The organism is Type-C symbiont of Plautia stali, assembly GCF_059730935.1.
Window position 1 is genome coordinate 538179 of record NZ_AP035923.1, and the last position, 22951, is coordinate 561129.

Annotated in this window: 22 protein-coding genes, 1 tRNA gene and 3 pseudogenes; 13 read left to right on the top strand and 13 right to left on the bottom strand. The window is 50.6% G+C overall.

Translation table 11 applies throughout. From position 1 onward, the window contains the following. Positions 1–104 precede the first annotated feature (104 nt). Positions 105–1409: a type II toxin-antitoxin system HipA family toxin YjjJ gene (gene yjjJ / locus AC6I7J_RS02570; RefSeq protein ID WP_498006684.1), complete on the bottom strand. Its 1305-nt coding sequence runs from the start codon at positions 1407–1409 to the stop codon at positions 105–107. Between the two features lie 839 nt (positions 1410–2248). Here yjjJ and AC6I7J_RS02575 point away from each other — a divergent pair. Then, positions 2249–2776, top strand: coding sequence for a hypothetical protein (locus AC6I7J_RS02575; protein ID WP_498006686.1), 528 nt, complete (start codon positions 2249–2251; stop codon positions 2774–2776). Continuing rightward, positions 2777–3334, top strand: coding sequence for a hypothetical protein (locus AC6I7J_RS02580; protein ID WP_498006688.1), 558 nt, complete (start codon positions 2777–2779; stop codon positions 3332–3334). It abuts the gene before it with no gap. Positions 3335–3372: 38 nt separating this feature from the next. On the opposite strand, the pseudogene AC6I7J_RS02585 reads toward AC6I7J_RS02580, so the two are convergent. After that, a pseudogene (locus AC6I7J_RS02585) lies at positions 3373–4351 on the bottom strand (phage integrase). A gap of 275 nt (positions 4352–4626) precedes the next feature. On the opposite strand from AC6I7J_RS02585, the gene AC6I7J_RS02590 reads away from it, so the two are divergent. The 3 genes from AC6I7J_RS02590 (at position 4627) to AC6I7J_RS02600 (ending at position 6684) form a co-directional block, all read left to right on the top strand. Further along, positions 4627–4815: a hypothetical protein gene (locus AC6I7J_RS02590; protein ID WP_498006690.1), complete on the top strand. Its 189-nt coding sequence runs from the start codon at positions 4627–4629 to the stop codon at positions 4813–4815. 289 nt (positions 4816–5104) lie between these two features. Continuing rightward, positions 5105–5920, top strand: a complete 816-nt coding sequence (locus AC6I7J_RS02595; RefSeq protein ID WP_498006692.1) for a hypothetical protein — start codon at positions 5105–5107, stop codon at positions 5918–5920. A gap of 2 nt (positions 5921–5922) precedes the next feature. Then, complete coding sequence (locus AC6I7J_RS02600) at positions 5923–6684, top strand: hypothetical protein (RefSeq protein ID WP_498006694.1); 762 nt, start codon at positions 5923–5925, stop codon at positions 6682–6684. Positions 6685–6808: 124 nt separating this feature from the next. Here AC6I7J_RS02600 and AC6I7J_RS02605 read toward each other — a convergent pair whose 3' ends face one another. Beyond that, positions 6809–7759, bottom strand: coding sequence for an HNH endonuclease (locus tag AC6I7J_RS02605; RefSeq protein ID WP_498006696.1), 951 nt, complete (start codon positions 7757–7759; stop codon positions 6809–6811). Position 7760: 1 nt separating this feature from the next. Further along, a pseudogene (locus AC6I7J_RS02610) lies at positions 7761–8101 on the bottom strand (phage portal protein); the annotation flags it as partial. Positions 8102–8107: 6 nt separating this feature from the next. On the opposite strand from AC6I7J_RS02610, the pseudogene AC6I7J_RS02615 reads away from it, so the two are divergent. After that, a pseudogene (locus AC6I7J_RS02615) lies at positions 8108–8385 on the top strand (phage late control D family protein); the annotation flags it as partial. Between the two features lie 62 nt (positions 8386–8447). Next, complete coding sequence (locus tag AC6I7J_RS02620; RefSeq protein WP_498006698.1) at positions 8448–8666, top strand: ogr/Delta-like zinc finger family protein; 219 nt, start codon at positions 8448–8450, stop codon at positions 8664–8666. Positions 8667–8715: 49 nt separating this feature from the next. Here the strand turns inward: AC6I7J_RS02620 and AC6I7J_RS02625 are convergent, their stop codons facing one another. The 3 genes from AC6I7J_RS02625 to AC6I7J_RS02635 form a co-directional block, all read right to left on the bottom strand. Further along, complete coding sequence (locus AC6I7J_RS02625) at positions 8716–9447, bottom strand: hypothetical protein (RefSeq protein ID WP_498006700.1); 732 nt, start codon at positions 9445–9447, stop codon at positions 8716–8718. Positions 9448–9864: 417 nt separating this feature from the next. Further along, positions 9865–9940, bottom strand: a tRNA-Ile gene (locus AC6I7J_RS02630). Between the two features lie 199 nt (positions 9941–10139). After that, the gene (locus AC6I7J_RS02635) at positions 10140–10922 is read right to left on the bottom strand and encodes an SDR family NAD(P)-dependent oxidoreductase (protein WP_498006702.1); all 783 of its coding nucleotides are present in this window, start codon (positions 10920–10922) and stop codon (positions 10140–10142) included. 136 nt (positions 10923–11058) lie between these two features. On the opposite strand from AC6I7J_RS02635, the gene AC6I7J_RS02640 reads away from it, so the two are divergent. The 3 genes from AC6I7J_RS02640 to AC6I7J_RS02650 all read left to right on the top strand — a co-directional run bounded on the left by AC6I7J_RS02640 (position 11059) and on the right by AC6I7J_RS02650 (position 13008). Further along, positions 11059–11646 carry a TetR/AcrR family transcriptional regulator gene (locus AC6I7J_RS02640; RefSeq protein ID WP_394515843.1) on the top strand — a complete coding sequence of 196 codons (588 nt, stop codon included), beginning with the start codon at positions 11059–11061 and terminating at the stop codon, positions 11644–11646. Then, positions 11643–12158 (top strand): G/U mismatch-specific DNA glycosylase, encoded by a 516-nt coding sequence (gene mug / locus AC6I7J_RS02645; protein ID WP_372771781.1) that lies wholly within the window; start codon positions 11643–11645, stop codon positions 12156–12158. The genes AC6I7J_RS02640 and mug overlap by 4 nt, the downstream gene beginning before the upstream one ends. An 88-nt stretch (positions 12159–12246) precedes the next feature. Beyond that, a complete protein-coding gene (locus AC6I7J_RS02650; protein WP_394515845.1) occupies positions 12247–13008 on the top strand; it encodes a substrate-binding domain-containing protein in 762 nt (253 codons plus the stop codon). 48 nt (positions 13009–13056) lie between these two features. Here the strand turns inward: AC6I7J_RS02650 and rpoD are convergent, their stop codons facing one another. The 3 genes from rpoD to rpsU all read right to left on the bottom strand — a co-directional run bounded on the left by rpoD (position 13057) and on the right by rpsU (position 17360). Then, positions 13057–14901, bottom strand: coding sequence for an RNA polymerase sigma factor RpoD (gene rpoD, locus AC6I7J_RS02655; RefSeq protein ID WP_058759769.1), 1845 nt, complete (start codon positions 14899–14901; stop codon positions 13057–13059). A 378-nt stretch (positions 14902–15279) separates the two neighbouring features. Then, positions 15280–17025: a DNA primase gene (gene dnaG / locus AC6I7J_RS02660; protein WP_021509629.1), complete on the bottom strand. Its 1746-nt coding sequence runs from the start codon at positions 17023–17025 to the stop codon at positions 15280–15282. A 119-nt stretch (positions 17026–17144) separates the two neighbouring features. Further along, positions 17145–17360, bottom strand: a complete 216-nt coding sequence (gene rpsU, locus AC6I7J_RS02665; protein WP_001144069.1) for a 30S ribosomal protein S21 — start codon at positions 17358–17360, stop codon at positions 17145–17147. Positions 17361–17641: 281 nt separating this feature from the next. On the opposite strand from rpsU, the gene tsaD reads away from it, so the two are divergent. After that, positions 17642–18655 (top strand): tRNA (adenosine(37)-N6)-threonylcarbamoyltransferase complex transferase subunit TsaD, encoded by a 1014-nt coding sequence (gene tsaD, locus AC6I7J_RS02670; protein ID WP_031280133.1) that lies wholly within the window; start codon positions 17642–17644, stop codon positions 18653–18655. A 30-nt stretch (positions 18656–18685) separates the two neighbouring features. Here tsaD and plsY read toward each other — a convergent pair whose 3' ends face one another. After that, entirely contained in the window at positions 18686–19285 is a 600-nt protein-coding gene (gene plsY, locus AC6I7J_RS02675) for a glycerol-3-phosphate 1-O-acyltransferase PlsY (protein WP_021509626.1), read from the bottom strand. A 107-nt stretch (positions 19286–19392) separates the two neighbouring features. Between plsY and folB the strand changes: the two genes are divergently transcribed. Next, positions 19393–19752, top strand: coding sequence for a bifunctional dihydroneopterin aldolase/7,8-dihydroneopterin epimerase (gene folB, locus AC6I7J_RS02680; protein WP_021509625.1), 360 nt, complete (start codon positions 19393–19395; stop codon positions 19750–19752). 191 nt (positions 19753–19943) lie between these two features. Beyond that, positions 19944–20762 carry an undecaprenyl-diphosphate phosphatase gene (gene bacA, locus AC6I7J_RS02685; protein WP_031280132.1) on the top strand — a complete coding sequence of 273 codons (819 nt, stop codon included), beginning with the start codon at positions 19944–19946 and terminating at the stop codon, positions 20760–20762. Positions 20763–20780: 18 nt separating this feature from the next. Here the strand turns inward: bacA and AC6I7J_RS02690 are convergent, their stop codons facing one another. Next, positions 20781–22013: a multifunctional CCA addition/repair protein gene (locus AC6I7J_RS02690; protein WP_498006706.1), complete on the bottom strand. Its 1233-nt coding sequence runs from the start codon at positions 22011–22013 to the stop codon at positions 20781–20783. Positions 22014–22154: 141 nt separating this feature from the next. Then, a complete protein-coding gene (locus AC6I7J_RS02695) occupies positions 22155–22778 on the bottom strand; it encodes a TIGR04211 family SH3 domain-containing protein (RefSeq protein WP_104188252.1) in 624 nt (207 codons plus the stop codon). Positions 22779–22951 lie beyond the last annotated feature (173 nt).

The following is a 22951-nucleotide window of genomic DNA, read 5'->3' on the forward strand; positions in this document are numbered from 1 at the left end:
TTTACTTTTGCAAAGTTGCGGGGGAAAAAATCGGGTGCGAGGCGGTGAATCACCGCCTGTTTCGAGGATGCAGCTTTGAAGGAATTATCAATGATGAAAAGCGCTTAGCCGAGTCGGGCGATGCGCGCTCGGGCCTCATCCAGATGCTGTTGTAACGCGGCGAGGCACGGCGCAAAACGCGCTGAGAAGCCATCGCAACTGTTTGCCAGAGACAAAAATTCCTCCGCCAAAGCCAGTGCTTCCCGCCATGTATCGCTACTGACCACTTCCGGCAGTGACGCTGGCCGCAGCGTATTCACGATGGTGCCGCCCGCTTTGGGCGCAAAGCCCATCGGCAGAATGTCATAAGCTGGCGCGAGGTGATAAGGACGGCCATGGCGACTGATGAATGACAGGTTACCGGCGTGCATGTCGGTATTGCCGATCAGCATGCCGAATGCCCAAAGCCTTGCCGTGCTGCTGGCGGCCTCAGAATGGACACACTTTTCCGCCACAAGCTGGTTGACGAGGACCGGCCAGCTTGCGCTGGCATTGCCGACGAACTCCGCATCAAGCGCCCGCAGCGAAAACACGCCGATACGGCCCATTTTGCCCACCCGATCAAAGCGGGGGATTTCGAGGAAGCGCTGCCCTGCAATATCAAACACGTCGGTCTCAACATCCAGTACTTTCAGGGCCAGATGTTCAGCCATCAGCAGATCGCGCCAGCGTTCGCTGACTGGGTTGTCATCTGCCGCCGTGAATTTCACCAGCACATGACCGCGTTCGGTATAGGTGCAGAATTTGGGCTGCTCACCACCCGCTGATGAGCCCGGCACCTCACCAGCGCCCGCAGCCCGCGCCAGTTCGGGATACGCTGTCGCGCGCTCCACGGGTGTCGGTTCGGGCATTTCCAGAAAACGGCTGCGCGCCTGTTCGCCGATCAGCAGGTTGCCGATCGCATCATGACCTTGCGCCAGCAGCGCTCTGACGACATCTGCGTCCGCCCATTGTTCGGGATTCGCCGGCAGACCGAGCCCGCTGGCATAAGTCGAGGCATACGCTCTGCCGAGATAGCCCTGTGGTCGCATGTCAAACAGCCACCACGGCAGCCCGTCACTGTGAAAGCTTTTGTGGTCCGCCTGCACCATCACAAACCCTTCCGGACGAACCGGAATCAGCTCGCCGAGAGGTTTGATTTGTCCTTCATCGGTAACGCGGTAAATCGGGGCCGAGCGAAATCCACGAAACGTATCCCGCAGGGCATATTGAATAGATGGACCCGCCCCGATTTTGACGATGTCATCACCCAGTTCTCTAATTGCACGGGAAAGCGTAGGCTGGCTTATACCCATTTTTTCAATGAGTTGCCTTCCAGTCATCGGCCCGCTATAGAGAAGCTGGCGTAGGGTTTCCGCATGCATAGACATAGTGTTGAATTGCTTTATGAATAGATTTGTGAATAGTTTTTTGAATGGGTATGTTAGCAGGTAAGCTGAGGGGAGTCACTGGGATGTGTTGTGACTGGTGTGCAAAATGTGTGGTTCTGTGGGGAGTTGAGGCTGCATGAAGGTTTAGCGAGATGGATTGTGGTGGAGTGGTCTGTAACAGGCGGTTGTTAACACAATGGCAGCGTGAGGCAGCTTGAGTCGGAAAGGCTGGCAAAACAGGTGATTTTAGGTTGAAAGCGGAAGGGTAATGCGCATTGGAGTTTTAACTGTATCAGCAAAAAACGCTGACCTTGCATCGTCATTGTTTAAATCTAAATAGCAAAGCCACCTGTTTGAGGTGTGACTTAAGGAAATCAGATGAACAAGTGATTGGCGGCCTTCGCCAAGTTAGAACTACTGAACAAGCGATTATGAGTTCCATTCTAAACTTTATTAAACCAGTAAGTCACTGATTTATATGTTTTACTGAGGCCCTTTAGTGATGAAAAGTGGCACATAGCGTTGCGCTCTGCTGCCACAGTTACTCCATACGATTGAACCAACACCTTCACTCAAGCTTCTTTCGATGGGTTCATGTACTGATAAAAGTGAAATAATTTCACCTTGTTGTTTTTGCATATGTTAATTGTATTTTATTTTAGATTGAAATGAGATAACTTACTAAAGTTATTACACTCACCCTATCGCGAGGAATACTTCACTATAACGTTGAGGGGTTGGTTAATAATTTTATTTATAACCGTTAATTTATTGGTTTTTTCAAGAGGGTGAAATATGAATATTTTTAAGATGATTGTATTTCTACTTTGGAGTTGAATATGTCTAGTAGTGACATGATTAGTAGTTTTAGTTTGTTTTTTTCCGTAATTGCCATTATTGTCTCGATTAAAACGTTGTCTGTCTATAAAAAAACATTATCTATACTTGAACAGCAGCATGATGAAAGAAGCTTAGGGGTTCAATTATATTTTATAGATGCTTATAAGTGGAAGAGTGAATCCAATGTTTATGTTTCGTTTGCATTAAGATTCACGAATCAGGGTACTTTAACAAACTCCATCGCCAAAATTGAGTTGCATATGGAATATCATGATTCCAATAATGTCATTGGTAAAGTTAAAGTTAAATCGGATGAAAATGTTACTCCAATCAATCTAAAAAAATTTTCTGATGCTTTAAATAAGCCTCTAAATGTGCCAGAAAAATCAGCTGTATCTGGATGGGTTACATTTAAGCTACCTCACCATCTTAAAGAAGAGCTCATAATTGATCTCTATGAAGTTGTAGCAGAATCAATTGATAACAAGAAAATATCTATAGAAACTCATATAGTTAACGAGGTTTAAATGAATAATAAATTCACTGTTTACGAGAGTGATTATTTCGTTTTGGTTGGAGATGGTGCCATTGCAAATAAAAAAACAGCCGATGGTCGACTGATTCCAGTATTGATCCTTGATTCTACGAAAAATAAAAATTTGGAATATCTAGTTAGTATGCATGACGAATCTAATCTAGAAGATGTAGTTTCCGTATGGGGTTACAACCGCTTCAATAAAAAGTTTGTGACATTACTTTTAATTTTTACCAACCCTATTGAATTGAAAGTGGCTATATCATTTGAAGTATTAAAACACCATGTTCTAATTGAGGGGATCAGAATCTCAAGAGCAGTTTATATACAGCCAGGCGCTCCCGGAGATAGAGTAAGGCATGATATTAATGCTCCAAAAATAATTGTTGAAGTTCCGGCTAAAACAACTTTTGATGCTTGGGATAAAATTTTAGAGAAAGCCATTGCAAAAAAATTTATAAGAGAAGGTGTTGGTAAGAAAAACTTGAAAGCAGCAGTAAATAATTATATATCTATTGGAAAGGATATTTGGGGTAATAGAATAAAATAGCTGGTTTTTATTTTGGTTTTTATTTACATAAAAACTAACTAAATTCTACTTAAAGGGTTAAGTAACATAGCTTCGGATAAATGATCCGGCGCAAAGTGTGCATACCGCGTTGTCACCTTAATATCTGTATGACCCAATATCCGTTGAAGCACAAGGATGTTGCCACCATTCATCATGAAGTGAGAAGCAAAGGTATGGCGCAAAACATGTATCAGCTGTCCAGCAGGTGTCTCGATGCCAGCGCGTTGCATGGCCTTTCTAAAAGCTGAATAGCATGGTTTAAAGAGCACCTGCGCTTTCCTGCTGGATGGCAGTTCAACCTGTAATTTTTCAGTTATCGGCACTGCTCGGTTTTTCTTGCCTTTAGTTTTCACGTAGATGATCTGACCGGTGCGGATTTGGTTTCCCTTTAAGCCTTCTGCCTCACTCCAACTTGCGCCAGTTGCCAAGTAAATTTTCACAATGGTCGTCAGGTCTTTGGATCGGCTGTTCTCACATCCGGATAGGAGGGTTTTGATTTCCTCAATGGTGAGATATGACATCTCAGACTCACTGATTTTAAACTCGCGCACGTTCTCAAGCGGATTTGGCGCGGTCCATTCATCTAACCGGCGTAGCTCGTTAAACATAGCCCTGAAATAAGCCAATTCTAAATTCACCGTGCGCGGCGTAACTGTCTTCACTCGAGTGGAGCGTGTGAGCTTTCCGTTTAACCGCTGTTCGCGATAAGACGCAAAAAATTTTGCGTTAAACTCGGTTGCGAGTGGGTTTCCCATTGCCTCGCATGCGAAAGCCATTGTGGTTCGCCGCTTTTCACCATCCGCCAACGTAATGCCATGCGTGTTGAACCATAATTCAACTAGCTCAATTACCCGCCGCTTATCTGCTTTCTCTCCCAGCCAGGGCTTATCTTGAGCCTGTTCTTTTACGAACTTCTCACAGGATTGTGATTCGCCCTTCGTCGCAAACTGGCGGCGAATCCTTTTTGCCGTCACGGCCGTTTGGGAATTCTGTCAATAACTGTACGGGCCGGAGCGCCGACGATTAGAGCTGGAGTTGAAAGCCAGTGGTTTTGGGGGGCATGAGGAAGAAATTAGCCTCCTTTCCAGAGGATGAAGCCTAAATGCGGGGGCGAGGCGACGGCTTTTTTACCAGAACGGAAGGCTTCAGGAGGCTAAATTGGACCGGTGACAATCTGGAGCAATCCCATTGAAAGATAGAAAAGAGTTTCACATTAATGTGAGTTTTATATACTGTATGCATATACAGATTAATGTTGAATGAGAGGCAACATGCAGGATTTTCTTTTGGAGTCGGTGAAGCTCCAGCGCATTGATTTGTTTTTGAAACTTGTTGCTGTGAGTGACTGCACAGAGCTGGAAAAGAGCATGGCAATTGAGCGGGTTGCAGAGCTAACTGATGAGCTTATGGCGCGGTTACGTAATCACGAATACAGTCGGTCAATTCAACAATTAGAGTAGGAATGCGTAGTCCTGATAGCCACTGCGAGCGTGCATGTCTATGCTGCATGAATTCGCATGATCCAAAAAAGGATCGCATTTCTCTCGGCCCGCCTGTTCTGGCGGGCTTTTGCTTATGTCATGCAGTGTATGAAAACCACTGCGCAAAGCGGGCAGGCGTGGCGGGGGTACGAGCGCGCGCTAGTAGGTTTGACCGAAATAAAGGGACTGGTTTTCATGTAGAACGAATGATATTTTAAGAAAATTCTCATTTGTGGTTCGAGCTACATTTTATAGCAAGGAAGAATGCATGAAAGTCAGTTTTGATGTGGTAATCAAAAGCGGTGATCAGGATGTTGATATGGAATATGGGATCGTTACTCTTGGAGGGACTGCAGAAGTAACCTGTTTGCTGGCCGAAGCAATATTGAGAAAAAAAATTATACAAAGAAGAACCGGAGTTAATCCTGCTAGAGCTGTTCTTAAGCAAAGCTTCAAGAGCTCTTATGGGCAAAATTTTGATTTAATTGTAAGTGAGCCTGCTTTGGTTGCAGAACTTAATAAAATGGGGAGGTCTGTTTTCTCAGAAGTAATGAGTTTCTTTATATCTGAATCTTTGTATCTTGAGACACCTCAAGTTTCTCAGGAGGCTGCGGCAGTTATTGAGGGACTGGATGATTTAGAAGATGATATCATTTCTCGTATTCGAGAGCCTTTGAAACGGATGCATAAAATTAATGTTGAGAAATCTTATAATATTGAGCTCAATTATAAAAAGCCAGCCAGTAAGCAGCAGGTGGTTCTATTAGATTCTACCACTCGCATTAATCTCTTTCAGTCCAAAATTTCTCAAGGTAAAGTTACTATTTTTGCTGCAATTACACGATTTAACTCGAGAACTGGTAACGGAAGATTAGTTTTATCTGGTGAAGATGATACTATTGCATTTGGTTTCTTCATGCCGCTGAAAACCATTAGGGAAGAGCAAAAAAAGAAAATATCCGCTAACTTACATGTGAATAATGGTAAAGCCACGGATAATTTGATATTTGTTGAACTAACTGTGAGTAAAGTAGTTGTTAGAAGTGGTGAGATTATTAAATATTTGATTCATACAGTGAGCTAAAGATGTTGAAGTTAATAAGCATTTTCCTGATAGTATCGGTATGGGGCTTCTACTATTTCAATTTTGGCATTAATGGAACTCTTTCTCAGAGTAGTGAAGTATGGGGCCAGTTTGGTGATTATGTGGGGGGGGTAGTAAATCCGCTATTAGGATTTATCACGATTTACCTTCTTATTCAATCGCTTACCCTACAAAGGGAAGCAAATACAACATTGATAACTCAGATAAAAGCGCAAGAAAAGCTGGAGGACTTTAAAAAGTTTGAACTTCGATTCTTTAGCCTGATTGAGGCACAGGATGTAAATTTTAATAAGTTGAAAATTCTAACTGTAAAAGATACGGCTGAAGATAATGAAGCTTCAAATGTTGCTAACCTGAAACTCGCTCCTGAAATAATCAAGTTGAAGGGTTCAGATGCCGTTAATTACATTGATGAGAATTTAGGTGTATTGGTAAGAGCTAATGTCTCGCCTGCCGAGATTATTGAATGGTTGGACAATCTTGATATGGATGACCATTTTTTTTCAATTGCCAGAAGGTTTTATTTAGTTGTTAAGCTAATTGATGACAAGGTTTTTGATGAGGAAAGAGATGAGCAGTATGAAACCTTATTAAATTTAACTGATATGAAGATATTAGTTCTAATAATTATACTTTGCCATTATTATCGCTGGGATAATATAGAATACATCAAAAGCAGTAAGATATTAGAGCGAGAGGGGCTTGTTAATTACGTTGAGAATTACAAACACCTTTCGAATTGAGTAAGCATTCACTTTTAGTCTTAGTTATCTTGATTATAAAAAATACTTTAAGGTATGGCGTTAATTTTTATTGAATGTTGATAAAAGAAAGACCAACATCTTTTGTGTTGGTCTTGAGTGATTCCTATATTTTAGAAAAGGAGTCCCATCTTTCTGAGATTGCTTCATTTGATATTAGATGTTTGACATCAATCATTATGCCTTCAAGCGCTTCATATTCTGTGTTCTTTAAGTTTACCGCTATTTTTATTATGAAATTGCATGGGTTTATTGCAATCAAGTTCAGGTCAAACAAAGTATGGATATCTGCTCTAAGAAGTATACCGTTGCTAATGTGATTGTGTGAACTATTTCTATAAGGGAATATGTGGGCTGCCTCAAGTATATCTATTATTCCGCATTTGGTTATTGCGCACTTTGGATGCGACTTAATGAGTTTTTCCCGGAAAGATTTTTGCCCTCTTCTCTGCTTAATACTTCTGTTAACGATATCACGGTAGTCTTCTTTTGAAAAAATTGCAGGTGCTTCCATCGAATCGTCTGCCGATAACTCTTCAAGATAATCTTCAATGCCATTTAACAATTTTTCAGCCCAATCAAATTTCACTTCTTGAATTGATAGCTGTTTGTTGTGATTTAATATTTTTCCTTCCAGTAATAAATATGGTTTTTTTATTTTCACAAAGGATGTTGAGAAGTTTACTGTGTATTTTGTTACTGGAATGTGCTCTTTGTCTGGCTTTTCAAATTCATGACCGTTGCTACATCTCCATTTTGGTGTTTTTTTATTTCTTGTTCTAAGTTTATCTGCATTGCAGCCAAGTTCAGGGCATTTGTTAATTTCTTTAAGAGTGTCTTTTTTTAGTATGGACTCAATTCTGGCTACCCCAATGATTTCTTTTCTGTTGTAAATAACAACAAGGTCTCCTTCACTTACTCTCTTGTGATTAGCAACTAAGTTGTCGTATGTATAGCTTTTAGTAGGGTTGTCATCATAGCCATTATTACCCTTATACCTAAGTTCACGCTTGTTGATGGTTTTAAATGCCCAAGCTTTGATGATTTTTTTATCCACTTTACATCCCTTCAATCAATTTTATATTCTTTGAATTTATGATTTCACTACCTAACCAATTATTTAACTCGAGTAGACGTGATTGTAAAGGTAGTAATTCATTTCTTACGAATACTATACTTGCTTTCTCAATATTACCAAACCCCCAACATTATTCGGCATGATCACCATCATTTGCGGCGGCACCCGGTGCGCGGCCATCATGTCATCACGGCTCACGTTCTTAATGTTCAGAAACTCATCCTTAGCCGCCACTTCTGACAGTAGGAATATCTGAATCATGTCTTGCTTCCCGTTCGGTGAGTACATAAACAAGTTGCGGAAGTTGTCCGGCCCCTTGGCATCTAGGTGTTAAGCCGAACCTACGCGAACCGGGCCAACTCCGAGCGCGCGGCCAAAATGCAGTGTGAACGGTTGCAGCGCGGGGTGGCGACTTTCTCTATACAGCTGGCGCGTGGTCGTGCGGATCTCTACACGTAAATGCCGGTGAAGGTGAGTGGGTTCAAACAGTAGATTGATGCGGGGAATGGATTATCACAACACTGACACACAGCCTGAGCGCGGACAACGGCTACACGACCAGCATTGAACTTGAAGTGAAAATAGATTCACTTGAAATGGAATAGTTCTATCTCAAAATGCTTAAATTGAGTAATATATATCTCAATTGGGTTGTGGAGAACACATAATGATGAAATGCCCTTTGTGCGGGAATGCCGCACATACTCGTAGCAGCTTTCAAGTATCAGCTACAACTAAAGAACGATATAACCAGTGCCAGAACATCAATTGCAGTTGTACTTTTAAATCTCATGAAACAGTATCTGAGATCATTATGAAGCCTGGAACGGTAAAGTCTGTCACTCCGCACCCTAGCAGAAATAAGCAACAACCATTATGGTTGTGAATACTTCAAAAGCCCGTCATGTGCGGGCTATATAAGAAGAATTTAATTTTTATTTTTGCTTTCTAGCCTCACGTGCTTTTTCTCTTTTAAGTACTAAACTTGATTCATAATGACTATAATCTTTAGTCACGAGATTTGTTCTTACTTGAAACAACCTTTTGAAATGTGCTTCAAAGTCTCGCTCGAAGGTTACTGGGCTTACAACTAAATCGTGTATTGCGTTAGCTAAATGCCCTGCCAAAGAATATTTAAAAAGTAGTGATTGGAAATTTTCTTTATTGATCAGCTTGTATTTATCAGGTTCAACAGTTGTACCTTCATTATTAAAAGGGTACACCCATTGCCCATGTGCAAGTTTATTTCGTATTTCAATCAATATTCGAAGTTCGTTGGATAAAACATCGTGTAATGCCGCTCTTCTTGCGGCATGCGCTACACCTAGCGATCTCTCATCGAGAGGCGCTTTTTTTATAGAATGATGTTTACGGAATGCTAAATCGACCGTTTCCTGCCATTGTTCAAGCTGTGATGATTTCTGCTCAATTTGATCTCGTTCAACTTGAGAAAAACCAGATTCTTCATTGAGTAGTTTTCGGAGACGAGTTTCGATCCATGCCCCAATTAAAAACGAATAAAGCCTTAGAAGTGACCTAAGACTTTGTTGAGGATCTTTTGACGCTATTTCTGCACGAGCAAGCCGACCTGTATGGCTTATAGCTAATTCTAGTTCTTGAAGATTAGCTACGTGATAACTATAATTTTTAGAGGGATTTCTTGACATCTTGAATTACCACCGCCAAAGGCTACTCGTTGAATTACCTTTGGCGGTGAGGATTCGAACCTCACTAATACTCTCCATAGAAGTGTGTTTACCCTTACACCATCGCCCATCTAAAAATTACAATAATCTGAGTAATATGGCAATACTAAAAGATGAAAAAATGCTTCCCTATTTAGGGTGCATAAAAGAACGAGGCATCCTCGTCCCTTCTTTAGAAAGCGTATTGCACAGTTGCAAACTACCTAACAAGTAATCTTAAAAAAGAAAGCGTTCCACAAAGTCGGTATGCTGTTAAGAGGAGGGAAGAAGGCGTGAGTGGTAAAAAACCTGCTGCCATTTTGCTGCCAAGTGCAGATTCAGAAAACAAAAAAGCCACCTCAAAAGGTGGCTTAAATGCATGATTTTAATCATTAAATTTGGTGGCCCCTGCTGGGTTTGAACCAGCGACCAAGCGATTATGAGTCGCCTGCTCTAACCACTGAGCTAAGGGGCCAGCGGAGCGGGGATTATAAAGTATCTCGATGGGGCGATCCAGCGTTGCTCAATCGGTTGGTGAAAATTCCCGCAATCACTGAGTCCTTGATCTCACAGCAAAAAATCCCGGAACCCTGGCAGATGCGGGCAATAAGCGCTCGGCGTTGGTGTGTTTTTGAGACAAGGCTTGCTGCTGCCTTGTCTCAGGATGCGCAGGCTCAGCGATAGCGTGAGGCAGGTTTATTCAGCGAGATAAACGGCAGAATGGCGCCGCGCGCCTGCTCAAAGCTTTGCCACAGGCCCATATCTTCTACCGAAGGAATGGTGATCGCTTCACCGTCATCCAGACCGCGCAGCGCGGCGGCGACTAAGTCGTCGACCTCCATCACCATCTCTGCCGGCAGGTCATCCACCGAGCGCCCGGTGCGCTGAAAGATCTCGGTGCGCGTCAGGCCCGGCAGCAGCGCCTGTACGCGTACGTTGTGGCCCGCCAGCTCACGCTGCATATTCCGCGTCAGCGAGAGCACAAAAGCTTTCGTCGCATTGTAGGCCCCGTTTGCCTGTTCGTTGACCAGCGCCAGTACCGACGCCACATTCACGATGGTGCCCGCGTTGCGGCTGCGGAAAACCTGCGCAGCCGTGTGAGAGAGCTGCGTCAGCGCCACCACGTTCAGTGCCAGCATGGTTTGCGTCTGGTCGATGCTGGCGTCGATAAACTCGCCTTCCACCGTCATGCCCGCATTGTTGATTAGCGTGGTAATACGCGTATTGTTCTGCAGCTCGCTATCAATACGCGCCAGATCCTCATGGCGCGTCAGGTCCGCGGCCAGCACGCTGACTTCAACGCCGTGCGCTTCGTGCAGCGACTGCGCCAGTGCGCTCAGACGTGCAGCATCGCGCGCCACCAGAATCAGGTCGTTGCCGCGTGCGGCCAGCTGTTTAGCGTAAGTTGCGCCGATACCGCTGGAAGCGCCGGTGATTAAAGCCAGTTGGTGTGACATGGAAAAGCCCTCTGTATGATGGTCGTCATATTGGTGTGCTGATAATATGACGACCATCATATCCATCGTCAAGCTGGAATATGACGATCGTAATAATTACACTGATTGCCATTAACGATGAGCAGGGTAACAACCGATGGAAAAGCTAAGCCATAAGGCGCGTACGCGGCAGCGCATTCTGGAAGAAGCGGCGGTGGTGATGCGCGAATGCGGCACCGAAGGCATTGGCGTGGCAGCGCTGATGAAGCGCGTTGGCCTGACGCACGGTGGGTTTTATGCGCACTTTGCCTCGCGTGAAGCGCTGGTCGAAGCGGTGATTAGCGAGATGTTTGCCGACTCGGCGCAGCGTTTTGCCGCCGTGCTGGCGATTGAGGATCCGGCTGAACGGCTGAACCAGTGGATCGATCGCTATCTGTCGGACCAGCACTGTAGCGCGCCGGGCGAGGGCTGTCCGATACCGGCGCTGGTCAGCGAAGTGGCGCATTTACCGCCGGATGCGCGGGCGCTGTTTTCAACGAAGCGCGAAGCGGTGCGGCGCCAGCTGGTGCAGGCGCTGCAGCAGCTGGGGCATGCGCAGGCGGAGAGCATCGCCAGCAGCATGCAGGCCGAAATGGTCGGTTCGCTGGCGCTGGCGCGCGCCTGCACTGACGAGGCGGAAGCGCGCCGGATGCTGGAGGTGACGCGTCAGGCAGTCAAACTGCGCGCCGGGCTGGTGACAGCATGAGCGATCACGACATCCGCGACATCATCGCACCCGATTTGCAGGTGCTGTTTTGCGGCATCAATCCGGGCAAATCTTCGGCGCATACCGGTTTTCACTTTGCGCATCCCGGCAACCGCTTCTGGAAGGTGATCCATCAGGCCGGATTCACCCGCGAACAGCTGCTGCCTGAGCAGGAACAGCGGCTGCTGGAGACCGGCTGCGGCATCACCATGCTGGTAGAGCGCCCCACCATTCAGGCCAGCGAGCTGGCGGGCGCGGAGCTGCGTGACGGCGGCGCGCGTCTGCAGGAAAAGGTGCTGCGCTTTCAGCCGCGCGCGCTGGCGGTGCTGGGTAAGGATGCGTTTCAGAAGGCGTTTCGTCAGCGCAACGTGGCATGGGGCGAGCAGCCGCAGTTGCTGGGCGAAACCCATTTATGGGTGCTGCCCAATCCCAGCGGATTAAACCGCGCTTCGCTGGAAGAGATGGTCGCCGCTTATCGCCAGCTTCATGATTGGTTACAGAATAAGGCGTGAGCTGGCTCTGTTTCATCAGGTAATAACGTTGTTCATCGTTTTGTTTCTGGCTACACCGGATGCTCCACGCAAAAAAAGGAGCAGGGAGATGAAGCAACGCACCATGGTTCTGGCGGCACTGCTGCTGACGGCGCAACCGGGCGTCCAGGCCGCAACGCTGAAGGTATTCAGTTCCGGCGGTATGTACCCGGTGATTGAAAGCCTGAAGCAGGATTATCAGCAGCAGAGCGGTGACAGCATTGAGCTGGAAGCGGCGCCGTCGATGGGTGATACGCCGCAGGCGATTCCTAATCGCCTTAAACGCCATGAAAGCGCCGATGTGCTGGTAATGGTGGATTACGCCATCAAGCCGCTGGAGCAGGCCAAATGGGTGGATAGCGCCAGCCATCAGGTGCTGGCGCACTCGTACATCGCCATGGCGGTGAAGCAGGGCACCACGCCTCCGGATATCAGTACCGTCGCGAAGTTCAAACAGGTACTGACCTCCGCCTCAAGCATCGCCGTGTCTGACAGCGCCAGCGGCAAATATATTCAGAGCAAGATGCTGGATAAGCTGCAGCTGGGCCCGAAAACGGCGGCGAAGATCACCGTGATTCCGGCCACGCCGGTGGGTGAGGCGGTCGCGCAGGGCAAAGCCGAGCTGGGCTTCCAGCAGAACAGCGAGCTGAAGGCGGTGAAAGGTATTACTATCGTGGGACTGATTCCGCCGGCGGCACAGCAGGATACGCTGTACGGTGCGGTGATCACGCGCAGCAGCCAGCAGCAGCAGGCTGCGGCGAAGTTCGTGAAATACCTGCAGAGCGACAAGGCGCGCAGCGTGATGCAGGAGAAAGGGCTGACGCCATACTGAAGACAATAAAAAACCCCGGCTAGCCGGGGTTTTTACTGACCAAAACGATTAATCGTCGAGGAAGCTACGCAGCACTTCCGAGCGGCTCGGATGGCGCAGTTTACGCAGCGCTTTGGCTTCAATCTGACGGATACGCTCACGCGTTACGTCAAACTGTTTGCCCACCTCTTCCAGCGTGTGGTCGGTATTCATATCGATACCGAAACGCATACGCAGGACTTTGGCTTCACGCGCGGTCAGGCCAGCCAGCACATCGTGGGTAGCAGAACGCAGGCTTTCCGAGGTCGCGGAATCCAGCGGCAGCTCCAGCGTGGTGTCTTCGATAAAGTCGCCCAGATGCGAATCTTCATCATCACCAATCGGCGTCTCCATGGAGATCGGCTCTTTAGCGATTTTCAGCACCTTACGGATTTTATCTTCCGGCATCAGCATGCGCTCAGCCAGCTCTTCCGGCGTTGGCTCGCGGCCCATCTCCTGCAGCATCTGGCGCGAAATACGGTTGAGTTTGTTAATGGTCTCAATCATATGCACCGGAATACGGATGGTACGCGCCTGGTCGGCGATGGAACGGGTGATAGCCTGACGGATCCACCAGGTGGCGTAAGTTGAGAACTTATAGCCACGGCGATATTCAAACTTATCCACCGCTTTCATCAGACCGATGTTGCCTTCCTGAATCAGGTCGAGGAACTGCAGGCCACGGTTGGTATACTTCTTGGCGATGGAGATCACCAGACGCAGGTTAGCCTCAACCATCTCTTTCTTCGCACGACGCGCTTTGGCTTCGCCGATCGACATACGACGGTTGATGTCTTTCACCTGCTCAATGGTCAGGCCGGTCTCTTCTTCAATCTGCAGCAGTTTCTGCAGCGAACGCATGACGTCTTCTTCCACTTCCTGCAGTTTTTCTGACCACGGCTTGTTCATGGCCAGTGCCGCTTTGAACCAGCTCTCACTGGTTTCATTACCGGTAAACAGGGTGATGAAGTTTTTCTTCGGCATTTTGCACAGTTCAACACACAGCTTCATGATCAGGCGCTCTTGCGTGCGCACGCGCTCCATCATTTCACGCATGTTGTTCACCAGGTAGTCGAACTGCTTCGGTACCAGGCGGAACTGTTTAAACACTTCAGAGAGATTGTTGATCTCGGCCACGGCGTCCGCATGGCTGCGGCCTTTGGCTTTGATCACGTTGCGCGTGGTTTCGTACTGCGTACGCAGGTCGTTAAACTTCTCGCGCGCCAGTTCCGGATCGATAGAGTTATCGTCGTCGGAGCTGTCGTCGTCGCTCTCTTCGTCTTCCTCTTCGTCGTCGTCGCGGTCTTCTTCTGACAGCTCAGAACCGACGTGGGTCGCGGTTGGCGCCAGATCTTCTTCGGCGTTCGGATCGACGAAACCGGTGATCAGGTCAGACAGGCGTGACTCGCCCGCTTCAACGCGATCGTACTGATCGAGCAGGTAGGTGATTGCTTCCGGGTATTCGGCGACAGAGCATTGCACCTGGTTGATACCGTCTTCGATACGCTTGGCGATGTCGATTTCGCCTTCGCGCGTCAGCAGCTCAACGGTACCCATTTCACGCATGTACATGCGTACCGGGTCGGTGGTACGGCCAATTTCAGATTCAACGCTGGATAATACCTGAGCGGCAGCTTCCGCGGCATCTTCGTCAGTATCGGTGCTGTTTTCATTCAGCATCAGATCATCGGCATCCGGGGCTTCTTCCACCACCTGAATACCCATATCGTTGATCATTTGGATGATGTCTTCGATCTGATCGGAGTCGACGATATCTTCCGGCAGATGGTCATTGACCTCAGCATAGGTCAGATAGCCCTGCTCCTTACCACGGGTGACAAGCAGCTTAAGCTGTGACTGCGGGTTTTGCTCCATAAGACGGTATCCACACTTCTGTTAATTAGATTGGTGTCGGTCGGCAGCGAGCCAACTATAACAGTGAAGGCGTTGTATTTTTGCCGCTGCCTTCAACGCGGCCAGGGCTTTGGCCCATCGTAAATCGGCACTTAAGCCGCTTAATATTCTGTCCGGCGCTAACTTACTTGCCATTTTCAATGCTGGCAGTGCTCGCAATCCCTCACGTACGCCAGTACGCTCCGGTTGCTGCGCGCTGGCAGCTTGAAACTGACAGCGACGTTAACGCCTATGGTATGTATGCATTGCTTCCGGCTTCGCTTACAGCGTCCATAAACCAGAAACATCAGGCAAGAACGGCGGCGTTATCAGCCTTCATCATTCTGACCCGGTAAAATCTTATTTTTTGGCTAATGCCTGGCTTAATGCCCAGAATTCACGGCGTTCGGCGGCGCTCAGGCCTTCCGTCCGGTCGCGCGCAATGAGTGCTTCGAGGCGCTGCTCCAGCGCAGCATCATAGATGCTTGCCAGCGAGTCCTGGAACACTTCTTCCGCTTCGTCATCTACGATCATGTGGTTCCAGGTGGCCAGTGTTTCAAGGGGCTGGCTAAATTCTGTCCCGCGATATAACTCTAGTAGCTGTCCGGTGGTCAGGCCAGGATTCTCAGTACAACGGCGGACTAACTCCACAAACAGTGGCAATCCCGCTAATTTAGACTGCTCCAGCCCGTCCAGCGCAGGCACGATGGCGGCAAATTGCGGATTCTGCACCAGCAACGCAATCAGCACGCGCATGGTGGTGCGTTTCATCGGCGGCGCCACCGGCGCGGTACCGCTTTCCGCCTGCTTCGGCATCAGCTTGTCTAACTGGTTATCGTCCAGAATGCCGAGTTTATTACCCAGCGTCTGACGCATATAAATCCGCAGCGTTTCGCCCGGAATCTGGCTAATCAGCGGCAGCGCCAGCGTCGCCAGCTTGGTACGGCCGTCGCGCGTACTCAGATCCACCTGCGGCATCAGGCTGTCGAACAGAAACGTGGAGAGCGGCATGGCCTGCTCCATCCGTGCTTCGAACGCTGCTTTGCCCTCTTTACGCACCAGGGTATCCGGGTCTTCGCCGTCGGGCAAAAACATAAAGCGTAGCTGACGACCGTCATTCATGTAAGGCAATGCGGTTTCCAGCGCACGCCATGCAGCTTCACGACCGGCGCGGTCGCCGTCGTAGCAGCAGATCACGTTATCGGTCGAGCGGAACAAAAGCTGGATATGTTCCGCCGTGGTCGAGGTGCCCAGCGAGGCGACAGCATAATCAATGCCGAACTGCGCCAGCGCAACCACGTCCATATAGCCTTCCACCACCAGCAGACGCGCCGGTTGCGGATGATTTTTTTGCGCTTCATACAGGCCGTACAGCTGGCGGCCTTTATGGAAAATCGGTGTTTCCGGTGAGTTCAGGTACTTGGGCGTATCGTTGCCCAGCACGCGGCCCCCAAAACCAATCACGCGTCCGCGCTTGTCGCGAATCGGAAACATCACGCGATCGCGGAAACGATCGTAGGTGCGGCCGCTGTCATTGCTGACCAGCATGCCCGCTTCCATCAGCGATTCACGATCTTCTTTCTGCTGACCGAAACGCTTCAGCACGTTGTCCCAGCCGGCTGGCGCATAGCCAATGGCAAAGTGATCGATCACCTGCTGGCTCAGACCGCGTGTGGCGAGATACTGTTGTGCTGATTTCGCCTGCGGATTACGCAGGCTCTGCTGATAAAAGCTGTCTAAACCTTCCAGCAGCTGATACAGGCTCTGGCGCTGGTGGCGCTCCATCGGGCTCGGACCGTTGCCCGCTTCGTACGGCACTTCTAAGCCGTGCTGCGTGGCAAGTTCCTCTACGCTCTCGACGAAATCCAGACGATCGTGATTCATCAGGAAGTCGATAGCGTTGCCTTTGGCACCACAACCAAAGCAGTAGTAGAACTGCTTTTCGCCGCTTACGGTGAAAGAGGGGGTTTTTTCGTTATGGAAAGGACAGCACGCGTGATAGTTCTTACCCTGCTTTTTCAGCTTAACGCGGGCATCGATAAGATCCACGATGTCCGTGCGGGCAAGTAAATCATTGATAAATACGCGTGGAATTCGTCCAGCCATAAGCCCCGGTTTTTCAGCTCATAAACGGCAACAAGCCGCGCTTCCTTTCGGAAAGCACGGCCTCTTACTTGACTCTGTCTGCGTTTAACACGCGGCGGAAGCGAACTTCCGAAAAGAAATTAGTACAGACGAGTGCGGCGTGCGTTTTCGCGAGCCAGTTTCTTGGCGTGACGCTTAACAGCAGACGCTTTAGCGCGCTTACGTTCAGTCGTTGGTTTTTCATAGAACTCACGACGACGAACTTCAGCCAGAACGCCTGCTTTCTCGCAGGAACGCTTGAAGCGACGCAGTGCTACGTCGAATGGCTCGTTTTCACGTACTTTAATTACCGGCATGTAACTCTCACCTCGATAAAATTCGGTTTTTGCTGCTGACTGCGGCGCCAGCACTTTTCAAAATGGTGCAGCATTTTACTCCAGGCGCGGCTGGCTTGTAAAGCACCATGGACAATTTAGAACCAACAGGAGCGTTTGCCTGTGCGGCTGCCGGTTTTTTCAGGCCGTGGAGTATAGCGCACTCTTTGCGCGACAGAAAAACACTTTTTCGCGTGCGGAAGGGCGCAGGCGTCAGCCGGCCTGTGCTACACTGCGCGCCGCAAGAAGAGGGTGATAAAGCTATGCGAGTTCTGGGTATTGAAACGTCCTGCGATGAAACCGGCATCGCGATTTATGACGATGCGTCCGGTCTGCTGGCGAATCAATTATATAGCCAGGTGAAATTACATGCCGATTACGGTGGCGTGGTGCCGGAACTGGCCTCGCGCGATCACGTGCGGAAAACCGTGCCGCTGATCCAGGCCGCGCTGAAACAGGCGGGCTTGCAGGCCGGAGAGATTGACGCCGTGGCGTACACCGCCGGTCCCGGCCTGGTCGGTGCGCTGCTGGTTGGCGCCACCATTGGTCGCGCGCTGGCGTTCGCCTGGAACGTGCCGGCGGTGCCGGTGCATCACATGGAAGGCCATCTGCTGGCGCCGATGCTGGAAGACAACCCACCGGCATTCCCGTTCGTGGCACTGCTGGTCTCCGGCGGCCACACGCAGCTGATCAGCGTCACCGGCATTGGTGAATATACGCTGCTGGGTGAATCGATTGACGATGCCGCCGGGGAAGCGTTCGATAAAACCGCCAAGCTGCTGGGGCTGGATTATCCGGGCGGCCCGATGCTGTCGCGCATGGCGCAGCAGGGCACACCGGATCGCTTTAAGTTCCCGCGTCCGATGACCGATCGTCCGGGACTGGACTTTAGCTTCTCCGGCCTGAAAACCTTCGCAGCGAATACCATTCGCGAACATGACGGTGACGAACAGGCGCGTGCCGATATTGCCCGCGCCTTTGAAGATGCGGTAGTGGACACGCTGATGATCAAATGCAAGCGTGCGCTGGAGCAGACCGGCTTCAAACGCCTGGTGATTGCCGGCGGCGTGAGCGCCAACCGCACGCTGCGCGAACGCATGGCAACCATGATGAGCGCGCGCGGCGGCGAGGTGTTTTATGCCCGTCCGGAGTTCTGCACTGACAACGGCGCGATGATTGCCTATGCCGGCATGGTGCGGCTGAAAGGCGGCACGCGCGGTGAGCTGGGTGTCAGCGTGCGGCCACGCTGGCCACTGGCGGAATTACCGGCCATCTGATAATAAAAAACCGGCTGCGCGCCGGTTTTTTTATTTCTTCTTTTTACGCTTCCACACGCGGTTTTCCTGACCGCGCCACAGGCGCTGAATATTGTCGTGATGGCGCAGCAAAATCAGGCATGACAGCATCGACACCGGAAAGGTGAACTGCGGCTTAAACCACCATACGTAAAACGGGGCAATCAACGCGCTGACGATCGCGCCCAGCGATGAGTAGCCGCTGAGCAGCACCGTCAGCAGCCAGGTGCCGGTCATCAGGCCGGTCAGGTCCCAGCCAATCGGCGCGATGGCTCCAAACGCGGTGGCCACACCTTTACCGCCGCGAAAGCGGAAAAACACCGGATAGATATGGCCGAGGCAGGCGGCGATGGCCGTGAGACCAAGATACATCGGCGTGACGTGCAGCCACCAGGCGATCCATACCGGCACCATTCCCTTCGCCACGTCGAAAATCAGTACCGCGGCAGCGGCGGCTTTACCGCCAATACGTAACACGTTGGTGGCGCCTGGATTGCCAGAGCCTGCGCTGCGGGGATCGGGTAAACCAGCGAGTTTACAAACCAGGATCGCACTGGAAATCGAGCCGCAAAGATACGCGAAAATAATCATACCAAGCGCGATAGCACTCATAGCTTCGTACCGTTCCTTTTGGGTCGTTTTGTTCTCGATAAGCGTGGATAATACGCATAATCCGCCGGAAGTGGTATCCGGCTAAGCCAAAAACAGAGAGTGACATCATGGATATCGTATTTATAGAACAACTCACCGTGTTCACCACCATTGGCGTTTACGACTGGGAACAGGGCATGCAGCAGAAGCTGGTGCTCGATGTCGAAATGGCGTGGGACAACCGTCAGGCGGCGGTGAGCGACGATGTGAACCACTGTCTGAGCTACGCCGATGTCACCGAAGCAATCCTCAGTCATCTGCAGGGGCAGCGTTTTGCGTTGGTCGAACGGGTGGCGGAAGAAATCGCCGATCTGTTGATGAATCGTTTCAAAACGCCCGGAGTACGCGTGAAGGTAGGTAAACCGGGGGCTGTCGCCCAGGCGGCGAGCGTGGGCGTGAGAATTGAGCGCGGGACTATTCCTAAATAAATCCTGCGTGATTGCCATCACAATGAAACCAAACCAAATTATGGTGTGTCTCAGTGGAGGCCGCTGCGCTGATGAAGGGGAAGTGACCGAAATCCTTAAGGTTTCCTTCAGCAAGGTGCAGGCATAATTTCAGGCGGTAGCGGTGCGCGACCGCCTTTTTACTGTTTAAAACGGATAGAGGGTAAAATTTGATGGCAGACATTCATCAGCTATGGGTAGCTGCAATCCTGGGGGTTGTGGAAGGCCTTACGGAGTTCCTGCCGGTCTCATCCACAGGCCACATGATTATTGTTGGCCATTTGCTGGGGTTCGAGGGTGAGAAGGCGGAAACCTTTGAAGTGGTGATCCAGCTGGGCTCAATCCTCGCCGTAGTCGTGATGTTCTGGCGCCGGCTGTTTGGCCTGATCGGCATTCACTTCGGCCAGGAGCGCCACGAAGGCGTCGGCAGCGGAAAACTGACGCTGATTCACATCCTGCTGGGTATGGTGCCGGCAGTGGTGATTGGCCTGGTGCTGCATGACCAGATTAAAACCCTGTTTAACCCGATCAACGTGATGTACGCGCTGGTGGTGGGCGGTGTGCTGCTGCTGGCGGCGGAATATCTCAAGCCAAAGCAGCCGAAAGCGGTGGGCATTGATGACATCACCTATCGCCAGGCATTTATGATTGGCTGCTTCCAGTGTCTGGCGCTGTGGCCGGGCTTCTCGCGTTCCGGCGCCACCATCTCCGGCGGTATGCTGATGGGCGTCAGCCGCTATGCGGCGTCCGAGTTTTCCTTCATCCTCGCGGTACCGATGATGATCGGTGCTACCGGACTCGATCTCTACAAGAGCATGGGCTTCCTGACGATGCAGGATTTCCCGATGTTTGCCGTGGGCTTCGTGACCGCCTTTATTGTCGCGCTGCTGGCGATCAAAGTGTTCCTTGAGCTGATCAAACGTATCTCGTTTGTGTCGTTTGCCATCTACCGCTTTATCGTCGCGGCAGCGGTTTACGCCATCTTTATGTAATGCGTGAGGCGCGGCCGGTTACGCTGGCCGCGCGTCGATTAACCCTTCCTGCAACGCCAGCACGCGCCGACGCGTCAGCTCTTCCCGCACCGCCGCGCCTGTGAAACCGGCCTCCACCACCGCTTTAGTGGGCACCGCCTGCGCCAGCGCAAACGCGCGCCGCAGATAATCGCCCTGCGGATAAGCCATGCTCTCCAGCGTCGTGCGCCCGCGAGCGTCGGCTTCGCTGGTCAGTGCCATCTTTTCCACGCGATCGGGCTTGCGCCAGGCGTCGATGCGGTCAAACAACGCTACCAGCGCGTCAGCCGGCTGGCGTTCAATGGTGTGCACCACATCGTGAAACTCCGTCACCACCAGGGCCAGATCGCGCACCTGATTCGGCACGCGCAGTCGCTGGCACAGCGCTTCAACAATCGGTACACCGGCCGGGCCGTGACCATGATGGCTCGGCCACTTCTCTGGCGGCGTCAGCGCTTTACCCACATCGTGGAACAGCGTGGCGAAGCGCACGTCAAGCTGGTCGGAGAGCGCTGCGGCCATGGTCAGCGTCATCAGCGCGTGGACGCCGGTATCGATCTCCGGATGCCACTTAACGGGGGCCGGAATGCCGTACAGGTTGTCGATTTCCGGGAACAGCACCTGCAATGCATCGCAGTCGCGCAGCAGCTGGAAATAGACCTGAGGATTGCGCGTCAGCAGCGCTTTTTCCGTCTCTTTCCACACCCGCTCTGCGGTGAGGTGCGCCAGTTCACCGCTGTGCGCCATCTCGCGCATCAGCGCCTGGGTTTCGGGGGCCACACGGAAATTGAGGTGGGCGAAACGGGCAGCAAAACGCGCCACGCGCAGCACGCGCAGCGGATCTTCATTAAAAGCTGCCGACACGTGACGCAGGGTGCGCTGCTGCAAATCCTGCTGGCCGTGATAAGGGTCGATCAGCGTGCCGTCAGCAGCCTGCGCGATGGCATTGATGGTCAGATCGCGACGCTGTAAATCCTGCTCCAGCGTCACGTCCGGCGCGAACTGGGTCACGAAGCCGGTATAACCGTTGCCGCTTTTGCGTTCGGTGCGCGCCAGCGCATACTCTTCGCGGCTTTCAGGATGTAAAAAAACCGGAAAATCCCGGCCCACCTGCTGATAGCCCTGCGCCAGCATGCTTTCGGGCGTTGCGCCCACCACCACCCAATCTCTATCTTTTACCGGCAAACACAGTAAGGCATCACGCACTGCGCCACCGACCAGAAACGTCTTCACTCAACCACTCCAGAGGCAATCCACTTTTGCGTGCTGCGCACGCTTGTTACGTTATTGTTGCATACTTTGGCGAAAAAGCGGGCATGCCAAAAGGGGCATCTTACGATCCCCTCCAGGCAAACCACAAATGGCGTGGCGGCTTTAATTCATCCAGCGATCGTTTTTCTTGCGGCGCGGCACCATGTGCGGCAGCAGCAGACCGAGCAGCAGACCGACGCCGAGCACGCCGCCGCCATACATAAACCACTGCATGATGATGGTGCGCTGTTTGTCATCCAGCTGAACGTTAGCGGCGCTGACCTTCTTCTGCGCGACAATCAGCTCGTTGCGCAGCTTCTGATTCTCTTCTTTCAGGCCGTTGATGGTGCCGTCGCTGTTGGCCACCTTGTTCTGCATCTCTGACGTACGCTGATTCCAGCTGTTATCAATGTTCGCCAGTTTGTCGGTCAGCTCTTTGACCTGTTGCTCCAGCTGCGGCACGCGGGTGCGCAGGCTGGGAGAGGCGCTGAGCTGCGACAGCGGAATCCAGTTAGTTTTGCCTTCTGCATCGCGGATTTGCGCGTACTGCGAGTCATTATTGGTTTGCAGCAGCGTGACTTCCTCCCCGGCATTCAGCTTGCCAACCAGGCGATACTGATCGCCAGGGCCGCTGCGTACCCAAGTGGATAATTCGTCGGAGATGTAACGTTTTTCATCGGCCGCGTGGGCCGGTGCGATGGCGCTGAAAGCCAGCAAAGAGAGGGCGGCAAGTGAGATTTTTTTCATTCGATATCGTTTTTTCATGATGGGCGTAAATTTACCGGCACAGTCTGGAGTCGCTTCGCATAAATCTGAATGAGAACTATCCTGGTCTCAATGCGGTGCGAAAAGGGTCGTAAAAGCACAAGAAAGCAGAGACAGCAGGCTTGCGGTGCATTACTCTTCGCCAGATTAAACTC